The sequence below is a fragment of the Caballeronia sp. LZ033 genome, from assembly GCF_031451265.1.
GTDB lineage: Bacteria > Pseudomonadota > Gammaproteobacteria > Burkholderiales > Burkholderiaceae > Caballeronia.
Window position 1 is genome coordinate 433,286 of record NZ_JARUXQ010000001.1, and the last position, 19,427, is coordinate 452,712.

Sequence of the window (19,427 nt, forward strand, 5' to 3'; positions counted from 1 at the left end):
CTTCTTCACATCGGGGAATGAAATGGCCCGTTCGTCCGTTAAGTCTTCCAAGCGACATCGCGCCCGGAATGCGCTGTGGTTGATGCCGCGAGGTTGCGCAGACATCGACCGTTGCATGCATGGAATAGTTCGTTGCACCGGTGAAGCGAGCCTTGTCAAAGCAGCCCTCGACCGGCCGCAAACCCGCATCGAATATGACTTTCGGCTATCCTGCACGGACTTTTGGCAGGCGCTGGCGGTTAAGCTACGTTGCGGTAGCATGGCGGCCTTGCGTCCCCCTCATTGCATGTCCGTGCATGAAGGCGGGACGTCACCCCGTCATGCCGTTACACACAGCACTCTCTGGATGAAAGCACTATGGAAAGTACCGCACACGTCGCGGCAGCCGCGCCGCAACCGCGTTACAGCGCCACGGCGATCGGCCTGCACTGGATCATTGCGTTGCTGATCGTGGGCGGTTTCTACCTCGGCTGGATCATGACGGATATCCCCGGCTTCACGCCGACCAAGCTCAAGTATTTCTCGTGGCACAAGTGGATCGGCGTGACGGTGTTCGCGCTCGCCGTGCTGCGTTTGCTGTGGCGCGTGACGCATCCGGCGCCGCCGCTGCCGGGCGGCATGCCGCCCTGGCAGAAGGGCGCGGCGCATCTCGGCCACCTCGCGCTGTATGTGCTGATGCTCGTGATCCCGGCTTCCGGCTATCTGTACAGCTCGGCGGCGGGCCTGCAGGTGGTGTATCTCGGCGTGCTGCCGCTGCCGACCATCATCGGTCCGGACAAGGCGCTGAAGGCCACGCTGCGCCTCGTGCACATCGCGCTGAACTACACGCTGCTGTTCTTCGTCGTCATGCATGTGCTGGCAGCGCTGAAGCATCATTTCGTCGATCGCGACGGCCTGCTCGGCCGGATGCTGCCGTTCCTGCGCTGAGCGCGCATTGTTTCCTCGTCGTTGGCAGGGCGTTTCCCGGCGGCTGATTGTTATCGCGGTCTTTTGATTTCCAATACCGGTTTTGTTCCGGAACCGTCGTTCGCAAGGATGGTTCAGGTTCGTACCGTCTGAACAGGGCACACATGAAAGTGAAACTGAATCGCTGGATGATGGCAACGGGCGCCGCGTTCGCGCTGGTCGCGGCGGCGCATGCGCAGGTCGACCTGGGCAAGAGTTCGGTGGTGGCGACGTCGAAGCAGATGAACGTGCCCACCGACGGCAAGTTCAACAAGTTCAGCGCGCAGATCGCCTTCGATCCGGCGAAGCCCACGGCGGGCACCGCGAACATCACGATCGACACCGGCAGCTACGACCTCGGCGACGACGACTACAACAAGCAGGTGCGCGGCGCCGAATGGTTCGACGCCGGCAAGTATCCGACCGCGACCTTCGTGTCGAGCGCGATCGCGCCGGCCGGCGGCAACAAGTACAACGTGACCGGCAAGATCACGATCAAGGGCAAGTCGCAGACGGTCACCGTCCCGGTCACGGTCACGCAGCAGGGCGCGACCGAAACCTTCGACGGCGCGCTGCCGATCAAGCGCACCCAGTTCGATATCGGCACGGGTGAGTGGAAGGATACGTCGATCGTGGCGGACGACGTCGTCATCAAGTTTCATATCGTCGCCGCGAAGAAGTAAGCGGCGCGTCAACCTTTTTGCACACGCTTTGTGTATCTAGTCAGGAGAAGAACTTGAAAAAGCTTTCGATCATCGCTGCGGGCGCGCTCGCACTCGGCACGCTCGGCATGTCCTTCGGCGCGCTGGCCGCCGACACCTACAAGCTCGACCCGAACCACACCTATCCGAGCTTCGAGGCCGACCACTTCGGCGGCGTGTCGACGTGGCGCGGCAAGTTCAACAAGAGCAGCGGCGAAGTGACGCTCGACCGCGCGGCGAAGACCGGCACGGTGAACGTGACGATCGACATCGCTTCGGTCGACACCGGCAACGACAAGCTCAACGAGCATCTGCAGAAGGCGGAGTTCTTCGACGCGTCGAAGTATCCGACGGCCGAGTACAAGGGCACGTCGATGAAGTTCGACGGCGATGCGCCGAGCGAAGTGATGGGCACGCTGACGATGCACGGCGTCACCAAGCCGCTGAACCTGAAGATCGAGCACTTCAAGTGCTTCGTGAACCCGATGATGAAGAAGGAAGTGTGCGGCGTGGAAGCGACGGCGACGTTCGATCGCGGCGACTTCGGCATGGACTACGGCAAGTCGTATGGCTTCAGCCTGAAGACGGTGCTGCATATCCAGGCGGAAGGCGTGAAGCAGTAAGCGTTTCAGCGCGCCAAAACAAAGCGGCCGGTCTGTGAAGACCGGCCGCTTTTTTACGTCCTGGAATGCCTGAAGCTTCAGACCTGAGCGCCCGCGTTCGGGTCGTTCGGATCGAACTTGTCCTTCTTGTCCTTCACGAGGTCTTCACGCTTCACGCCGAACCACATGGCAAGCGCCGCGGCCACGAACACCGACGAATAGATACCGAACAGGATACCCACGGTCAGCGCCAGCGCGAAGTAATGCAGCGTCGGGCCGCCGAAGAAGAACATCGACAGCACCATCATTTCCGTACAGCCGTGGGTGATGATGGTTCGCGACATGGTGCTGGTGATCGCGTGGTCGATGACTTCCATGACGGTCATCTTGCGCTGCTTGCGGAAGGTTTCGCGGATCCGGTCGAAGATGACAACGGATTCGTTCACCGAATAGCCGAGCACCGCGAGAATCGCCGCCAGCACCGAGAGCGAGAACTCCCACTGGAAGAACGCAAAGAAGCCGAGGATGATCACCACGTCGTGCAGGTTGGCGATGACGCCCGCCACTGCGTACTTCCACTCGAAGCGGAACGACAGGTAGATCACGATGCCGACCACCACGCACGCCAGCGCGAGCAGGCCGTTGGTCACGAGTTCCTTGCCCACCTGCGGACCGACGAACTCGACGCGCTGCAGGCTCACCTGCGGGTTGTCGGCCTTGAGCGCGCCCATCACCTGGTCGCTCTGCTGCGCCGAGGTGAGGCCCTGCTTGATCGGCAGGCGGATCAGCACGTCGCGCGAGGTGCCGAAGTTCTGCACCTGGGCGTCGGCGTAGCCGAGCTTGGTCATGGTCGCGCGCACGGGTTCGGGCGATACGGCCTGCGGATACTGCACCTCGACGACCGTTCCGCCGGTGAACTCCACCGACAGATGCAGCCCGCGATGCACGAGGAAAAACACGGCCGCGAGGAAGGTCACGAGCGAAATCACGTTGAAGATCAACGCGCGCTCCATGAACGGAATATCGCGGCGGATGCGGAAGAATTCCATGTTCTAGCTCTCCGGGTTCAGCGGGACTGGCCCGGTTTCTGTTGATCGACGCCCGGCCCCGAACGGCGGCGCACCGTCGGCTTGCCGCTGCGTGCCTGCGTCTGGACGGGCGCCTGGGCCGGCGCGCGCGGCGCGGCGGTCTTGGTCTTGCCCTTCGCGGTTTTCACGATTTCATCCACCGGCGAGTCGTCGCCGCGCTGGGCCGCCAGATAGGCCGCCGCGGCGGCTTCGGCGTTGCCGCCGTCCGGACGCCACACCTGGCCGATCGCCAGCGACTTCAGCTTCTTCTTGCCGCCGTACCACAGGTTCACGAGGCCGCGCGAGAAGAACACGGCCGAGAACATCGACGTCAGGATGCCGATACAGTGCACGACCGCGAAGCCGCGCACCGGACCCGAACCGAACGCGAGCAGCGCCAGGCCGGCGATCAGCGTGGTGACGTTCGAGTCGAGAATCGTCGCCCAGGCGTGCCTGAAGCCTTCCTGGATCGCGGTCTGCGGCGGCGCGCCGTTGCGCAGTTCTTCGCGGATACGCTCGTTGATGAGCACGTTCGCGTCGATCGCCATACCGAGCGCCAGCGCGATAGCCGCGATGCCCGGCAAGGTCAGCGTGGCTTGCAGCAGCGACAGGATGGCCACCAGCAGCAGCAGGTTGACCGACAGCGACAGCATCGAGAACAGGCCGAACAGCAGGTAGTACGCGATCATGAAAACGGCGATCGCGGCGAAACCGTACTGCACCGAGTCGAAGCCCTTCTTGATGTTGTCCGCGCCAAGGCTTGGGCCGACGGTGCGTTCCTCGATGATGTCCATCGGCGCCGCGAGCGAGCCCGCGCGCAGCAGCAGCGCGAGATCGGCGGCGGCTTGCGGCGTCGGCTGGCCAGTGATCTGGAAGCGGTCGCCCAGTTCCGACTGGATGGTCGCGACCGTCAGCACTTCGCCCTTGCCCTTCTCGAACAGCACCATGGCCATCGGCTTGCCGATGTTGTCGCGCGACACCGCCGACACCGCGCGGCCGCCGGCCGAATCCAGACGGATATTGACGGACGGGCGCTGATGTTCGTCGAAGCCCGCGGACGCGTCGATGATGCGGTCGCCGGTGAAGATCACCTGCTTGCGCAGCAGCACGTTGCGGTCGCCCTGCTTGAAGGCTTCGTCGCCGGGCGGGACCGGATCGTTCAGGCCGATGTAGGTATTGACCGGGTCGGCGAGGCGCGCTTCGAGCGTCGCCGTGCGGCCGATGATGTCCTTCGCCTTCGCCGTGTCCTGCACGCCCGGCAGTTCGACCACGATACGGTCCGAGCCCTGCTGCTGGATCACCGGCTCGGCGACGCCCAGTTCGTTGACGCGGTTATGCAGCGTCGTGATGTTCTGCTTGAGCGCGCCGTCCTCGACGGTTCGCTGCGTCGCCGCCGAGAACGTGCCGACCACCTGATAGCCGTCGCCGCCCTGGCGCGTGCTCCATTGCAGTTCGTTGACGCCGGTCTGGAGCAGGGTGCGCGCGTTGTCCGCGGCGCTCTGGTCCGAGAAATTCACGACGACCGATTGCCCGACGCGGTTCACGCCGCCGTCGCGGACGTTGCGGTCGCGCAGGTAGGTGCGGGCGTCGGCGGCGTCGGAATCGAGCTTCTTGTTGAGCGCGCCGGCCATGTCCACTTGCAGCAGGAAGTGGACGCCGCCGCGCAGGTCGAGACCGAGATACATCGGCAATGCGTGCAGGGCCGTCAGCCAGCGCGGCGAGGCGCTCTGCAGGTTCAGCGCGACGATGTACTGAGGATCGCTCGGGTCGCTGTTGAGCGCGTGGCTCAGCAGGTCCTTCACGCGCAATTGCGTGTCGGTGTCCTTCAGGCGCACGCGAATGTTCGCGTTCAGCTGGGAGTTGTCGAACGTGACTTCATCGGCGGTGACGTGGTTCGCGGCGAGCGCGCTCTCGACGTTCGCGAGCGTGGCGGAGTCGAGCTTGACCGTAGCCTTGCCGCTGGATACCTGCACGGCCGGCGCTTCGCCGAAGAAGTTGGGGAGCGTGTACACGAGGCCGATGACGAGCGCCATCAGCATCACGACATACTTCCAGAGGGGATAACGATTCATGGGGATGGCCGACCGTCAAGTTGGCTTCGGGGAGAGGGCGTCCGGCGGTGCGCGGAAGGGCGTCGGGGGAATCCGACGCCCGGCGGCGAGGCCGCGCCGGACGCGGCGGAACAGGTGGCCTTACAGCGACTTGATCGTGCCCTTCGGGAGGATGGTGGTCACGGATGCCTTCTGGATGGTGATTTCCGTGCCTTCGGCGATTTCCACGCCCACGTACGCGTCCGTCACCTTCGTAATCTTGCCGACGATGCCGCCGTTCGTCACCACTTCATCGCCCTTGGCCATGGCGGCGAGCATGTTGCGATGCTCCTTCTGACGCTTCATCTGCGGGCGGATCATGATGAAGTACAGCACCGCGAACATCAGGATGAGCGGCAGGAAGCTCATCAGGCTCGATTCCGCGCTGCTCGCGGTGGTGCCTTGTGCAAAGGCATTGGAAATGAACGACACGTTGGTCTCTCCGTTATGACGCAAAAAAAGCGTTCGATGAATACGTTCGATAATCTCGAATGAAATTAGCCGGCTATTCTACCACCCGCACTTGTCGCGAGACTTTAGGAATGCGCTTTGTCTTCAAGCTGTTATCCGGGTGTTATCCGGCTTATGAAGAAGCTGTGAAGCGGCGAATTCCGTGGCCTTCGCGGCATGAGCCGAAAGCAATAGAAAGCAGATTGTAATGCTTGGGCGCGCGTTTCCGGTCCGCGTCAGTCCACGCCGCGCGCGCGATTCTCCGCGAAAGTCTTGCGGAACGCCTCGAACGAGTGGTTTTCGATGGATTCGCGCACTTCGCCCATCAATTCAAGGTAGTAGTGCAGGTTGTGGATCGTGTTGAGCTGCGCGCCGAGAATCTCGCCCACGCGATGCAGGTGATGCAGATAGCCGCGCGTGAAATTGCGGCAGGTGTAGCAGCCGCAGCTTTCGTCGAGCGGTTTCATCGAGTTCTTGTGACTCGCGTTCTTGATCTTGAGATCGCCAAAACGGGTGAACAGCCAGCCGTTGCGCGCGTTGCGGGTGGGCATCACGCAGTCGAACATGTCGACGCCGGCCGCCACGCCCGCCACCAGGTCTTCCGGCGTGCCAACGCCCATCAGGTAGTGCGGCTTTTCGGCCGGCAGCTTCGGGCCGATATGGTTCAGCACGCGCATCATGTCTTCCTTCGGCTCGCCCACGGAAAGCCCGCCAATGGCAAGCCCGTGGAAGCCGATCTCCGACAGTCCCGCGAGCGACTCGTCGCGCAGATCCTCGAACATGCCGCCCTGCACGATGCCGAACAGCGCATTCGGATTGCCGAGCCGGTTGAATTCGTCGATCGAGCGTTTGGCCCAGCGCATCGACATGCGCATGGAATCGGCGGCGTCCTGGTGCGAGGTCGGCACGCCCTGGGTGGCGTAGGGCGTGCATTCGTCGAACTGCATGACGATGTCCGAGTTCAGCACCTTCTGGATCTGCATCGACACTTCGGGCGAGAGGAACAGCTTGTCGCCGTTGATCGGCGACGCGAAGGTGACGCCGTCCTCGGTGATCTTGCGCAGGTCGCCGAGCGAGAACACCTGGAAGCCGCCGGAGTCCGTCAGGATCGGGTGATTCCAGCCCATGAAGCGGTGCAGGCCGCCGTGCGCGCCGATCACCTCCAGCCCCGGCCGCAGCCAGAGGTGAAAGGTGTTGCCGAGGATGATCTGCGCGCGGATCTCTTCGAGTTCGCGCGGCTGAATGGCCTTGACGGTGCCGTAGGTGCCGACCGGCATGAAGATCGGCGTTTCGACCACGCCGTGATTCAGCGTGAGCCGGCCGCGGCGCGCCTGGCCGTCGGTGGTGAGCAATTCGAACTTGAGCCCGTTCTCGGGCGGGGTGGCGTGACCTTCGGTCATCGATGAGACTCCGCTGCAACCGGAGAACAGTCCGGCGCAAAAGTGTGGTTGAGGAATTCAGTTTTGCCGCGTCAGCAGCATCGCATCGCCGTAGCTGAAGAAGCGGTAGCGCTGCTCGATCGCGTGACGGTACGCGTCGCGGATCGTGTCCATTCCGGCAAAAGCCGAGACGAGCATCATCAGCGTCGATTTCGGCAGGTGGAAGTTGGTCACGAGCCGGTCGACCACGCGGAAGGCGTAGCCCGGCGTGATGAAGATGTCGGTTTCGGCCTGGGTGGCTGCGAGCGGGCGGCCGGCCTCGGCGGCGTCGCGGGCGGCGGCTTCAAGCGCGCGCATGGACGTCGTGCCGACCGCGATCACGCGGTTGCCGCGCGCCTTGACGGCGGCGATCCGGTCCACGAGCGTCTGCGGCAGGTCGTACCACTCGCTGTGCATCGTGTGCTCGGCGATATTTTCCACGCGCACCGGCTGAAACGTGCCCGCGCCGACGTGCAGCGTGAGCGTCGCGCGCTCGACGCCGCGTGCGTCCAGCTCGGCGAACAGCGCTTCGTCAAAGTGCAGGCCCGCGGTCGGCGCGGCCACGGCGCCCGGATTGGCCGCGTAGACGGTCTGGTAGCGGGTTTCGTCGTAGGCGTCGGCGTCGTGCTCGATATACGGCGGCAGCGGCAGACGGCCGTATTGCTCGATGAGCGTCAGGCAATCGGCGGGGAAATGCAGCGTGTAGAACGGCTCGACACGCTCGCCCACGGTGACGTCGAACGCGTCCGCCAGACGGATCGTGCTGCCTTCCGGCGGGCTCTTGCTGGCGCGGATCTGCGCCAGCGCCGTGGTTGCGCCCGTCAATCGTTCCACCAGCACCTCGACGCGGCCGCCGCTGGCCTTCTGGCCGAAGAAGCGCGCCTTGAGCACTTTGGTATCGTTGAAGACGAGCAGGTCGCCGGCGTCGAGCAGGGCCGGCAGTTCGGCGAAACGGCGGTCGGTGAAACGGGCGGGCGCGGCGTGGTTGTCCACCTCGAGCAGACGGCTCGCACTGCGCTCGGTGAGCGCGCTCTGCGCGATCAGCTCGGGCGGCAGATTAAAATCGAAATCGGAAAGCGTGAACATGGGCGTGAAGAAAGGCACGAACGCGGCAAAAGCGCGCCGAACAAACCTCATATTGTACTTGCGAAGAGATTAGATGCCCTTGTCCGACCGCCGCGTCACCTCGACCGATCCGCTGTCCGTGGAGGACGGCGAGGCGCCGCACGCCGTCGCGCCGGCGCGCAAGCGGGCCAAGGCGGAGCCGAAGGCCAAGGCCGACGAGAAGCCGAAGACCGTCGTCAAGACCGCGGACAAGCTCGCCAAGCTCGGCCTGAAGTCCGACATCGACCTCGTGCTGCACCTGCCGATGCGCTACGAGGACGAAACCTCGCTCACGCCCGTCGGCGAACTGATTCCCGGCGACAACGCGCAGACCGAAGGCGTCGTGTTCGACAACGAGATCGCCTACCGTCCGCGCCGCCAGTTGCTCGTGAAAATCCACGACGACGCCGGCGACGAACTCACGCTGCGCTTCCTCAACTTCTACGGCTCGCAGGTCAAGCAGATGGCCATCGGCGTGCGTCTGCGGGTGCGCGGCGACGTGCGCGGCGGCTTCTTCGGCATGGAGATGGTGCATCCCACGGTGCGCCCGGTGGATGAAGACACGCCGCTGCCGCAGGCGCTGACGCCGGTGTATCCGTCGACGGCGGGCATCTCGCAGGGCTATTTGCGCAAGGCCATCGATTCCGCGCTCGGGCGCGTGTCGCTGCCGGAACTGCTGCCGGAGCCGATTGCGCGCGCGCATCTCGCGCCGCTCAACGTGCCCGGCCTGCTCGATGCCGTGAAGACGCTGCATCACCCGCGCGCGGATTCCGACGAGACCGCGCTGATCGACGGCACCCATCCCGCCTGGACCCGCATCAAGTTCGAGGAACTGCTCGCGCAGCAACTGTCGCTCAAGCGCGCGCACGAAGAACGCCGCCGCCGCTCCGCGCCCGCCATGCCGCGCCGCGCGCCCGCCGACGCAGCGTCGCTCGTCACGCGCCTGTTGCAGGCGCTGCCGTTCGCGCTGACCGGCGCGCAGCAGCGCGTGGTCGCGGAAATCGCCACGGAGCTGACCCTGCCGCATCCGATGCAGCGTCTCCTGCAGGGCGATGTCGGCAGCGGCAAGACGATCGTCGCGGCGCTCGCGGCGGCGCAGGCCATCGACGCCGGTTATCAGGCCGCGCTCATGGCGCCCACCGAAATCCTCGCGGAGCAGCACGCGCGCAAGCTGCGCGGCTGGCTGGAGCCACTCGGCGTGTCGGTCGCGTGGCTCGCTGGCAGTCTCAAGGCGAAGGACAAACGCGCGGCACTCGAAGCGGCGGCGCTCGGCACGGCGCAACTGGTGATCGGCACGCACGCGATCATCCAGGACGCGGTGGAATTCGCGCGGCTCGGGCTCGTGATCGTCGACGAACAGCATCGCTTCGGCGTGGCGCAGCGGCTCGCATTGCGCGCCAAGGCGCAGAACGCGGCGGACGGCGCGCGCGACTTCCAGCCGCACCAGCTGATGATGTCCGCCACGCCGATCCCGCGCACGCTCGCGATGACCTATTACGCGGACCTCGACGTCTCCACCATCGACGAACTGCCGCCCGGCCGCACGCCGATCCTGACCAGGATCGTGTCCGATGGCCGTCGCGACGAGATCATCGGCCGGGTGCGCGAAGCGGCGCTGACCGGACGGCAGGTGTACTGGGTCTGTCCGCTGATCGAGGAAAGCGAGACCTTGCAGTTGCAGACCGCCGTCGAAACCTTCGAGACGCTGGTGGCCGCGCTGCCGGAACTGCGCGTGGGACTTGTGCATGGCCGGCTCGCGCCCGCCGAGAAAGCGGCGGTGATGGACGCGTTCGCGCGCAATGAAGTGCAGTTGCTGGTCGCGACGACGGTGATCGAAGTGGGCGTCGACGTGCCGAACGCGTCGCTGATGGTGATCGAGCACGCCGAGCGCTTCGGGCTGGCGCAGTTGCATCAGCTGCGCGGGCGCGTCGGCCGGGGCAGCACCGCGTCCGTGTGCGTGCTGATGTACGCCAATCCGCTCTCGCAGACCGCCCGCGCGCGCCTCGCGACGATGCGCGAAACCTCCGACGGCTTCGAGATCGCGCGGCGCGACCTTGAGATTCGCGGGCCGGGCGAGTTCCTCGGCGCGCGGCAGTCGGGCGAGGCGATGCTGCGTTTCGCGAGCCTGGAAAACGACGGCTGGCTGATCGAACCCGCCCGTGAGGCCGCCGACGCGATGCTCGCGACCTTCCCCGATGCCGTCACGCGCCATCTCGCCCGCTGGCTCGGCGTGCGCGAACAGTATCTGAAGGCGTGATTTATAAGACATGAACGTGAACTCGCCGGCGCCATGTCGGTCCCTATTTAGCCGCATCTGAGCGGCGAACCAGCAAAGGTTGTCGAATCGGCGCCGGCAGGTGTATAACTCAAACCTATTGAATCAATGTCTTCCATTGGCCCCCAATGACGCTCACTGAACTGAAGTACATCGTCGCGGTCGCGCGCGAACGGCATTTTGGCCGCGCGGCAGAGGCGTGCTTCGTCAGCCAGCCGACGCTGTCGGTGGCAATCAAGAAGCTCGAAGACGAACTGAATGTGCAGATCTTCGAGCGCGGCACGAGCGAAGTCAGCGTGACGCCCATCGGCGAGCAGATCGTGACGCAGGCGCAGCGCGTGCTCGAACAGACGCTCGCCATCAAGGAAATCGCCAAGCAGGGCAAGGATCCGCTGGTCGGGCCGCTGCGCCTGGGCGTGATCTACACCATCGGGCCGTATCTGTTGCCGACGCTGGTCAAGCAGATGATCAAGGCGGTTCCGCAAATGCCGCTGATGCTCCAGGAAAACTACACGCTCAAGCTGATCGAGCTCCTGAAGCAGGGCGAAATCGATGTCGCGATCATGGCGCTGCCGTTCCCTGAGACCGGCCTCATGGTGCGCGCGCTGTACGACGAGCCGTTCGTGGTCGCCATGCCGTCGGGTCACGCGTGGGAAAACCGCGCAAAGATCGATGCCGACGATCTCAAGCAGGAAACCATGCTGCTGCTGGGCAGCGGCCATTGTTTCCGCGATCACGTGCTCGGCGTGTGTCCGGAGCTGATGCGCTTCTCGCAGAACGCCGACGGCATCCAGAAGACCTTCGAGGGATCCTCGCTGGAAACCATCCGCCATATGGTGGCGAGCGGCGTGGGCATCACGGTGCTGCCGCGCATGTCGGTGAGCGAGGTCAAGCCGCATGCGCCGGGCATCGACTCGGGGCTGCTGAGCTACGTGCCCTTCGACGAACCCGTGCCCGACCGCCGCGTCGTGCTGGCCTGGCGCAAGAGCTTTACGCGGCTGCCGGCCATCGACGCCATTTCCGACGCCATCGCGGCGTGCGACCTGCCCGGCGTGAGGAAGCTCGACATGCCGGTGGCGGTCAACTAGGCCGCAGACGCCTGCTGCCTCTGACGCGCCGCGTTCCGAAAGGACGCGGCGCGTTGTCATTGGGGCGGCCGAACTGCGCCTATCAGATAGATAAAATTAATCAACTTATAAATATCGATAGCATTGGTTAAGCTCCTTTCATCGGTCCCCAACAACGGTGGACGCCCGAACCGGAGGAAGTTGATGCCCCGCACATTCACCTTCAACGCGCGCTTCGAGTCCTGGCGCCGCGTTGCAGTCAGCGTACTCGCCGACTTCGCCCGCGCCGCTGCCTGAGTCAGAGCCCGGCCGACCGATCCCATTCGAACCACGATAAGGAACACCACGATGACGACCCAACGACTCACGACCGCCGCAGGCGCGCCCGTCGGCGACAACCAGAATGCGCAGACCGCCGGTCCGCGCGGTCCGGTGACGCTGCAGGACTTCTGGCTCGTCGAAAAGCTCGCGCACTTCGACCGCGAAGTGATTCCCGAGCGCCGCGTGCATGCGAAGGGTTCGGGCGCGTTCGGCACGTTCCGCGTGACGCACGACATCTCGCGCTATACGAAGGCCAAAGTGTTCTCGGAAGTCGGCAAGGAAACGCCGGTCTTCATGCGCTTCTCGACGGTTGCCGGCGAACGCGGCGCGGCGGACGCCGAGCGCGACGTGCGCGGCTTCTCGATCAAGTTCTATACCGAGGAAGGCAACTGGGACGTGGTCGGCAACAACACGCCGGTGTTCTTCATCCGCGATCCGCTCAAGTTCCCCGACTTCATCCATACGCAGAAGCGCGACCCGTACACCAACATGCGCAGCAACGTGGCCGCGTGGGACTTCTGGTCGCGTCATCCGGAGTCGCTGCATCAGGTGACGATCCTCATGAGCGACCGCGGCATTCCGAAGAACTATCGCCAGATGCATGGCTTCGGGTCGCACACGTTCTCCTTCATCAACGCGGACGGCGAGCGCTTCTACGTCAAGTTCCACTTCAAGTCGCAGCAGCCGATCGAGAACTACACTGACGCGCAAGCCGCGGCCGTGATCGCGCAGGATCGCGAGAGCGCGCAGCGCGATCTGGTGCAGAGCATCGATGAAGGCCGTTTCCCGCGCTGGAATTTCCGCATCCAGGTGATGACGGAAAAGCAGGCGGCCGAATCGCGCATGAATCCGTTCGACATCACCAAGGTGTGGCCGCACAAGGACTATCCGCTGATCGATGTCGGCACGCTCGAGCTGAACCGCAACGCGCAGAACTACTTCGCGGACGTGGAGCAGGCGGCCTTCACGCCGGCCAATGTGGTGCCGGGGATCGGCTTCTCGCCTGACCGGCTGTTGCAGGGGCGTCTGTTTTCGTACGGCGATGCGCAGCGTTATCGCCTCGGCATCAATCATCATCAGGTGCCGGTGAATGCGCCGCGCGCGCCGGTTGGCCAGTCGTTTCATCGCGATGGCGCGATGCGCACCGACGGCAACCTCGGCGGCCGCGTGAACTACGAGCCGAACCGCTATGGCGAATTCGCGCAGGATGTCGCGGCGAACGAGCCGCCGCTCGCGGGCGGCACGGTGTACCGCTACGACCATCGGCAGGACGATGACCACTACAGCCAGCCGGCGGCGCTGTTCGCCCTCTTCGATGACGCGCAGCGCGAACGCTTCTTCGGCAACATCGCGCGGCACATTCATGGCGTGCCGAACGATATCGTCACGCGCCAGATCGAGCATTTCCGCCGTATCGATCCGGCATACGCGGAGGGTGTCGTCGCCGCGCTGGCGCAACTCGGCCAGACCCTCGAAGTGACGGACGAAGCCGCCGTCTGACAGCGATAGTTAGCAATACCGGGAGAACTCATCATGTCTCAAGCGTTGAACCACATCGCCCAGGCGGTCGATCACATCGAAGCCGTCAGCGTGAACGCCTCGCGCGGCGTGCGTGTCGCGCTGGCGTTCGGGATGGTCGCGGCGGCGTATGGCGTCGTCGTGGCAAGCGGGATTGCCGCAGCATGAGAAGGCGGGAAGCGCATCACGCGTCATGAAGCGCTCCCCATTTCTACGCTAAACTGTCGAGCGCTCGCGACGCCGGGTATTCAGGCCGATGCCCGGAGTCCGCACCGTTCGAACCACGCTCTCACGGAGTCATCATGGCGAAGAAAGGCACTGCACCTGCCGTCAACATCGGCATCAGCGACAAGGACCGCAAGAAGATTGCCGACGGCCTGTCCCGTCTGCTGGCCGATACCTACACGCTGTACCTGAAGACCCATAACTTCCACTGGAACGTCACGGGTCCGATGTTCAACACGCTGCACCTGATGTTCGAGACGCAATACAACGAACTCGCGCTGGCCGTCGATTCGATCGCGGAACGCATCCGGGCGCTGGGCGTGCATGCGCCGGGCAGCTACAAGGACTTCGCGAAGCTGTCGTCGATTCCGGAAGCGGATGGCGTGCCGGCGGCGGAAGAGATGATCCGCCAGCTGGTGGAAGGCCAGGAAGCGGTGGTGCGCACGGCGCGCGAGATCTTCCCGGCAACGGAAGCCGCCAACGACGAGCCGACCGCCGACCTGCTCACGCAACGCATGCAGACGCACGAAAAGACGGCGTGGATGCTGCGCGCGATGCTCGCCTGAGCGTCGAAGCACGCTTCGACATCACGCAAACCCCGCTCTCGTGCGGGGTTTGTGCTTTTGGAGGGGTTCGAACGCGCTGCTCTAGAATAGCCGCATCGCGCTTGCCGTATCTCCTGTCCCGACTTCCGCCATGTTCGCCCGACTTCCGCTCTTCATGCGCCTCGTGCGCCTCGACAAGCCCATCGGCAGCCTGCTGCTGCTGTGGCCGACGCTCAACGCGCTGTGGATCGCATCGGACGGCAAGCCGCAGCCGATGCTCCTCGTCATCTTCATCGTCGGTACGATCCTGATGCGCTCGGCGGGCTGCGCAATCAACGACTATGCCGACCGCGACTTCGACCGCCACGTGAAGCGCACTGCCGAGCGTCCAATCACGTCGGGCAAGGTCAAGGCGTGGGAAGCGGTGGCGCTGGCGGCGGCGCTCGCGCTCGTCGCCTTCCTGCTGATCCTGCCGCTCAATACGCTCACCAAGGAACTGTCGGTGTTCGCGCTGTTCGTCGCGGGCAGCTATCCGTTCACCAAGCGGTTCTTCGCGATTCCGCAGGCATATCTCGGCATCGCGTTCGGCTTCGGCATTCCGATGGCCTTTGCCGCCGTGCAGAACCACGTGCCGATGCTCGCGTGGATCATGCTCGCCGCCAACGTGTTCTGGTCGGTGGCCTACGACACCGAATACGCGATGGTGGATCGCGACGACGACATCAAGATCGGCATCCGCACCTCCGCGCTCACCTTCGGCCGCTTCGATGTGGCCGCGGTCATGCTGTGCTATGCGGCCACGCTGGCGATCCATGTGGGCATCGGCGTGGCGCTCGGCTTCGGCTGGCTCTACTGGCTCGGCTGGCTGGCGGCGGCGGCCTGCGCCGTCTATCACTACGGCCTGATCCGCAACCGCGAGCGCATGGCGTGCTTCGCGGCGTTCAAGCACAACAACTGGCTCGGCGGGATGTTGTTCGCGGGCATCGCGCTGCATTACGCGATGACGTAAATGAAAAACGGCAGCCTCGGCTGCCGTTGTCACATCGGGCGGATTGAAGCGTGCAGCCTCAGGCCGCGCCCAGTTCGTCGCCCATTTCCTTCGCACGCGCCTCGGCGGCCAGCGCGCCGCGCACGATCGCTTCCTTCACGCCCTGCGCGTCGAACGACGCGAGCGCCGCCGCCGTCGTGCCGCCCTTCGAGGTCACGCGTTCGCGCAGCACGCTTGCCGATTCCCCTGATTGCGCCGCCAGTTGCGCCGCGCCCGTGAAGGTGGCGACGGCGAGCGTGCGGCCTTGTTCATCGTCGAGGCCGAGGCGGCGCGCTGCTTCCTGCATCGCTTCGATGAAATAGAACACGTAGGCCGGGCCGCTGCCCGAGATCGCGGTGACGGCGTCGAGCTGCGCTTCGTCGTCGAACCAGACCGCCGTGCCGACCGCTTCGAGCACTTGTGAGGCCAGCGCCTTCGCGGCCTCGCTCACGCCCGGCAGCGCGGCCAGACCCGTGACGCCCATGCCGATCAGCGCGGGCGTGTTCGGCATCGTGCGCACGATCTGCGTGTAGCCGTTGAGCCAGCGCGACAGGTCCGTCGCCCGGATGCCTGCGGCGATGCTGATGACGGTTTGCTTTGACAGATGCGGCGCGAGCGCTTCACCCACGCTCTTGAGGACTTGCGGCTTCACGGCGAGCACGATGGCGTCGAAGCCGGCGAGCTGCCCGTCGATGGCGGCGCCGGTCGCCACGCCAAACTGCTTCGCGGTGCGCGCGCGGGCTTCGTCGTTGATGTCGATGGCAAAGATGTCGGCGGGCGCCGTGCCGCGCTTGATCAGTCCGCCGATGAGCGCCGCGGCCATGTTGCCGCCGCCGATGAATGCGATTTTCATGATGAGAGAAGAGTCAGTGAGGGGTGGTGCGCCTGCCGAAGATCGCGGTGCCGATGCGCACCATGGTCGCGCCTTCGAGCACGGCGGCTTCGAGATCGGCGGACATGCCCATCGAGAGCGTGTCGAGCGCGAGGCCGTCGGCGCGCAAGGCGGCCATCAGTTCGCGCAAACGCGCGAGCGGCCGGCGTTGCGCGTCGAGTGTTGCGGCGGCTTCGGGAATCGCCATCAGGCCACGCAGCCGCAGGCCGGGCAGCGCCGCGACCGCATGCGCGAGCGCGGCGGCCTCGTGCGGCTCGACACCGCTCTTCGAGGCCTCGCCGCTGACGTTCACCTGGATGCAGACATTGAGCGCGGCCGTGCCTTCGGGACGTTGCGTGGCGAGGCGCTCGGCAATCTTCAGACGGTCGACGGAATGCACCCAGTCGAACTGCTCGGCGACCACCCGCGTCTTGTTCGATTGCAGCGGCCCGATGAAATGCCATTCGATGTCGCGGCGCAGATCCGCGAGTTCCGCGATCTTGCCGATGCCTTCCTGCACGTAGTTCTCGCCGAAGGCGCGCTGGCCGGCTTCGAAGGCGGCGCGCACGTCGGAGGCAGGGAAGGTCTTGGTGACGGCGAGCAGCGCGACCGACGACGCATCGCGCGCTGCGTCATGCGCGGCCTGGGCGATGCGCTGCCGGACTTCTTCGAGATGTTGAGCGATGGACATACTTGAAAACGGCCTTGAGAGGGCTTGACGAGCGACGCGTCATTATACGAACGGCTCATCCGTAGATCAGATGCTCCACCAGCTGGATCCAGTGCGTGACGGGCGTGGACGTGCCGCTCTGCAGATGCGCGATGCAGCCGACATTCGCCGACACGATCAGCTGCGGCTCGAGCTTTTCGAGCCGGTCGAGCTTCTGGTTGCGCAGCGTATAGGAGAGCTTCGGCTGCAGCACCGAGTAGGTCCCCGCCGATCCGCAGCACAGATGAGCGTCGGCGGGCAGGCGCACGTCGAGCCCGAGCGAGGTCAGCAATTGCTCGACATGCCCGCGGATCTGCTGGCCATGCTGCAACGTGCAAGGCGGATGAAACGCCACCGTATGCACGCTGCGCCGCCGCGCCAGCGCGACGAGTTCTTCCTCGTAGATCGGCAGGATCTCGGCCAGGTCGCGCGTCATGTCGACGATGCGCCGCGCCTTCTCCGCGTACTTCGGATCGTGGCGCAGCAGGTGCGCATATTCCTTCACCGTCGCGCCGCAACCGGAGGCGTTCATGATGATCGCCTCGACGCCGTCTTCCACGTACGGCCACCACGCGTCGATGTTGTTGCGCACGTCGTCGAGCGCGTCGTCGTTGTAGCCCAGATGCAGGCGAATCGCGCCGCAGCAGCCCGCATTGGGCGCGGTCACGATCTCGATGCCCAGTGCATCGAACACGCGCGCCGTGGCCGTGTTCACGTTCGGCATCATCGCGGGCTGCACGCAGCCGGACAGCATCAGCATCTTGCGTTCGTGCTTGCGCGTGGGCGCGGCGAGCGGCCGCTCGGGCACCGGAATCTTCGCGCGCAGCGAGCGCGGCAGCAGCCCGCGGAACTGCTGGCCCAGCTTCATGGCCGGCGTGAACAGCGTGCTGTTGGGCAGGAAGCTCGCGAGCAGGCGCCGTTGCAAGCGCTGCCGAACGGGCCGCTCGACTTTCTCCTCCACCACCTTGCGGCCAATCTCGACCAGCCGCCCGTACTGCACGCCCGACGGGCACGTGCTTTCGCAGTTGCGGCACGTGAGGCAGCGGTCCAGATGCAGTTGCGTGCTGCGCGTGACCGGCGCGCCTTCGAACATCTGCTTCATCAGATAGATGCGCCCGCGCGGTCCGTCGAGTTCGTCGCCGAGCACTTGATAGGTCGGACAGGTCGCCGTGCAGAAGCCGCAATGCACGCACTTGCGCAGGATGGCGTCGGCTTCGTCGCCGTCAGCGGTGCCGCGGATGAATTCGGCGAGATTGGTTTGCATCGTTCAGTTCCGGTTCGGCCAGCGATGCGTCTAGAAATCGGGATACAGACGCGCGCGATTGAAGATGCGCGCCGGATCGAAAGCCGCCTTCAGCCCGCGATGAATCTTCATCAGCGGCGCGGGCAGCGGCGTGAACACACCCGCGTTGCGGTCATAAGCGGAGCCCGCCCGAAAGATCGTGGCATGGCCGCCGGCCTGCTTGGCGCTGATGCGCACGGTTTGCGGATCGGTGTCGGTGATCCACCAGCGCTGCGCGCCGCCCCATTCCATCAGCTGCGCGCCCGGCAGGTGCAGCGGCTCCGCGATCGACGGCAACGCGAGCCGCCACAGCGCCGAACGCGGCTCGATCACCGCGAAGAACGGATCCGTCTGCTCGCGCATGCCGATCCAGAAGCGGTCCGCTTCGACCGCGTCGACCACTTCGCCGCCGAGCGCGGTGCGGGCGGTCTTCACGGCCGCTTCCGCGCCGGCGAGACGCAGCGCGAGCGTGCCGTCACGCCATGCGCTGCCGCAGATCGGCAGCGCATGGCCGCCCCATTCGTTGAGCTTGCGCACGCCGTCGGTGGCGTGCATGTCGAACTTGAGCGTGGCTTCGGCAACGGGGCGCGGCAATACCTTGATGGAGAGTTCGAGGATCAGGCCGAGCGTGCCGAGCGAACCGGCGAGAAGCCGCGCGACGTCGTAGCCCGCGACGTTCTTGACCACCTGACCGCCGAAGCGCAGTGCCTGGCCGTGGCCGTTCATCACGACGGCGCCCAGCACGAAGTCGCGCGGTGCGCCGGTCCAGGCGCGGCGCGGGCCGGCAAGTCCCGCGGCGATGCAGCCGCCGAGCGTTGCATTGCGGCCGAAGTGGGGGGGTTCGAACGGCAGCATCTGGCCGTGTTCGCGCAGCGCCGTTTCGATCTCGACGAGCGGCGTCCCGGCGCGCGCGGTGATGACGAGTTCAGCCGGATCGTAGGCGATGATGCCGCGATACGCGCGCGAGTCGAGGATCTCTCCCTGGAGCGTCTGGCCGTACCAGTCCTTCGTGCCGCCGCCGCGGATGCGCAGCGGCGTGCCGTTGGCGGTGGCCCGGGCGATCCGTTCCGACCAGCCGGCGACGATGTCGTCCTGTTCCATGAGTGTTCCGTCTGAGCGTCGATGTCGTGATTCGACTTGTCTGATTCAGTGTGCTGACTTCTGACGGCTGTCCGGTCGATTGTACCGGCCGCTTAACGCCGCCGCACTC

The 19,427-nt window shown here is 65.1% G+C and carries 18 protein-coding genes; 9 read left to right on the forward strand and 9 right to left on the reverse strand.

Annotated elements, in window-relative coordinates; all coding sequences use genetic code 11:
• Nucleotides 1-357 precede the first annotated feature (357 nt).
• From QCE62_RS02115 to QCE62_RS02125, 3 genes are all read left to right on the forward strand, one after another.
• The gene (locus tag QCE62_RS02115) at nt 358-927 is read left to right on the forward strand and encodes a cytochrome b (RefSeq protein ID WP_309913766.1); all 570 of its coding nucleotides are present in this window, start codon (nt 358-360) and stop codon (nt 925-927) included.
• Between the two features lie 143 nt (nt 928-1,070).
• The gene (locus QCE62_RS02120) at nt 1,071-1,628 is read left to right on the forward strand and encodes a YceI family protein (protein WP_309807234.1); all 558 of its coding nucleotides are present in this window, start codon (nt 1,071-1,073) and stop codon (nt 1,626-1,628) included.
• A 107-nt stretch (nt 1,629-1,735) separates the two neighbouring features.
• Complete coding sequence (locus QCE62_RS02125; protein ID WP_404987345.1) at nt 1,736-2,269, forward strand: YceI family protein; 534 nt, start codon at nt 1,736-1,738, stop codon at nt 2,267-2,269.
• A gap of 77 nt (nt 2,270-2,346) precedes the next feature.
• On the opposite strand, the gene secF is transcribed toward QCE62_RS02125, so the two are convergent.
• From secF to queA, 5 genes are all read right to left on the reverse strand, one after another.
• Nucleotides 2,347-3,297 (reverse strand): protein translocase subunit SecF, encoded by a 951-nt coding sequence (secF, locus tag QCE62_RS02130; RefSeq protein WP_309913772.1) that lies wholly within the window; start codon nt 3,295-3,297, stop codon nt 2,347-2,349.
• Between the two features lie 17 nt (nt 3,298-3,314).
• Nucleotides 3,315-5,387: a protein translocase subunit SecD gene (gene secD, locus QCE62_RS02135; RefSeq protein WP_309913775.1), complete on the reverse strand. Its 2,073-nt coding sequence runs from the start codon at nt 5,385-5,387 to the stop codon at nt 3,315-3,317.
• A 120-nt stretch (nt 5,388-5,507) separates the two neighbouring features.
• Nucleotides 5,508-5,837 carry a preprotein translocase subunit YajC gene (gene yajC / locus QCE62_RS02140; protein ID WP_309807238.1) on the reverse strand — a complete coding sequence of 110 codons (330 nt, stop codon included), beginning with the start codon at nt 5,835-5,837 and terminating at the stop codon, nt 5,508-5,510.
• Nucleotides 5,838-6,091: 254 nt separating this feature from the next.
• The gene (gene tgt / locus QCE62_RS02145) at nt 6,092-7,255 is read right to left on the reverse strand and encodes a tRNA guanosine(34) transglycosylase Tgt (protein ID WP_309913778.1); all 1,164 of its coding nucleotides are present in this window, start codon (nt 7,253-7,255) and stop codon (nt 6,092-6,094) included.
• A 57-nt stretch (nt 7,256-7,312) separates the two neighbouring features.
• Nucleotides 7,313-8,359: a tRNA preQ1(34) S-adenosylmethionine ribosyltransferase-isomerase QueA gene (gene queA, locus QCE62_RS02150; protein ID WP_309913780.1), complete on the reverse strand. Its 1,047-nt coding sequence runs from the start codon at nt 8,357-8,359 to the stop codon at nt 7,313-7,315.
• A 73-nt stretch (nt 8,360-8,432) separates the two neighbouring features.
• On the opposite strand from queA, the gene recG reads away from it, so the two are divergent.
• The 6 genes from recG to ubiA all read left to right on the forward strand — a co-directional run bounded on the left by recG (nt 8,433) and on the right by ubiA (nt 15,337).
• On the forward strand, nt 8,433-10,634 hold the full coding sequence (gene recG, locus QCE62_RS02155; RefSeq protein ID WP_309913783.1) for an ATP-dependent DNA helicase RecG: 2,202 nt from the start codon (nt 8,433-8,435) through the stop codon (nt 10,632-10,634).
• A gap of 146 nt (nt 10,635-10,780) precedes the next feature.
• Entirely contained in the window at nt 10,781-11,740 is a 960-nt protein-coding gene (locus tag QCE62_RS02160; protein WP_309913786.1) for a LysR substrate-binding domain-containing protein, read from the forward strand.
• 327 nt (nt 11,741-12,067) lie between these two features.
• Nucleotides 12,068-13,540, forward strand: a complete 1,473-nt coding sequence (locus QCE62_RS02165; RefSeq protein ID WP_309913788.1) for a catalase — start codon at nt 12,068-12,070, stop codon at nt 13,538-13,540.
• Between the two features lie 33 nt (nt 13,541-13,573).
• Entirely contained in the window at nt 13,574-13,726 is a 153-nt protein-coding gene (locus tag QCE62_RS02170) for a hypothetical protein (protein ID WP_309807245.1), read from the forward strand.
• A 134-nt stretch (nt 13,727-13,860) separates the two neighbouring features.
• On the forward strand, nt 13,861-14,349 hold the full coding sequence (locus QCE62_RS02175; RefSeq protein ID WP_309807246.1) for a Dps family protein: 489 nt from the start codon (nt 13,861-13,863) through the stop codon (nt 14,347-14,349).
• Between the two features lie 130 nt (nt 14,350-14,479).
• Entirely contained in the window at nt 14,480-15,337 is an 858-nt protein-coding gene (gene ubiA, locus QCE62_RS02180) for a 4-hydroxybenzoate octaprenyltransferase (protein ID WP_309913791.1), read from the forward strand.
• Between the two features lie 58 nt (nt 15,338-15,395).
• On the opposite strand, the gene proC is transcribed toward ubiA, so the two are convergent.
• From proC to glcE, 4 genes are read right to left on the reverse strand one after another with little or no spacing between them, the layout of a single operon-like run.
• Nucleotides 15,396-16,208, reverse strand: coding sequence for a pyrroline-5-carboxylate reductase (gene proC, locus QCE62_RS02185; RefSeq protein ID WP_309913794.1), 813 nt, complete (start codon nt 16,206-16,208; stop codon nt 15,396-15,398).
• Nucleotides 16,209-16,221: 13 nt separating this feature from the next.
• On the reverse strand, nt 16,222-16,917 hold the full coding sequence (locus QCE62_RS02190; protein ID WP_309913797.1) for a YggS family pyridoxal phosphate-dependent enzyme: 696 nt from the start codon (nt 16,915-16,917) through the stop codon (nt 16,222-16,224).
• A 55-nt stretch (nt 16,918-16,972) separates the two neighbouring features.
• Complete coding sequence (glcF, locus tag QCE62_RS02195) at nt 16,973-18,199, reverse strand: glycolate oxidase subunit GlcF (protein ID WP_309913800.1); 1,227 nt, start codon at nt 18,197-18,199, stop codon at nt 16,973-16,975.
• 30 nt (nt 18,200-18,229) lie between these two features.
• Nucleotides 18,230-19,318, reverse strand: a complete 1,089-nt coding sequence (gene glcE, locus QCE62_RS02200) for a glycolate oxidase subunit GlcE (RefSeq protein WP_309913803.1) — start codon at nt 19,316-19,318, stop codon at nt 18,230-18,232.
• Nucleotides 19,319-19,427 lie beyond the last annotated feature (109 nt).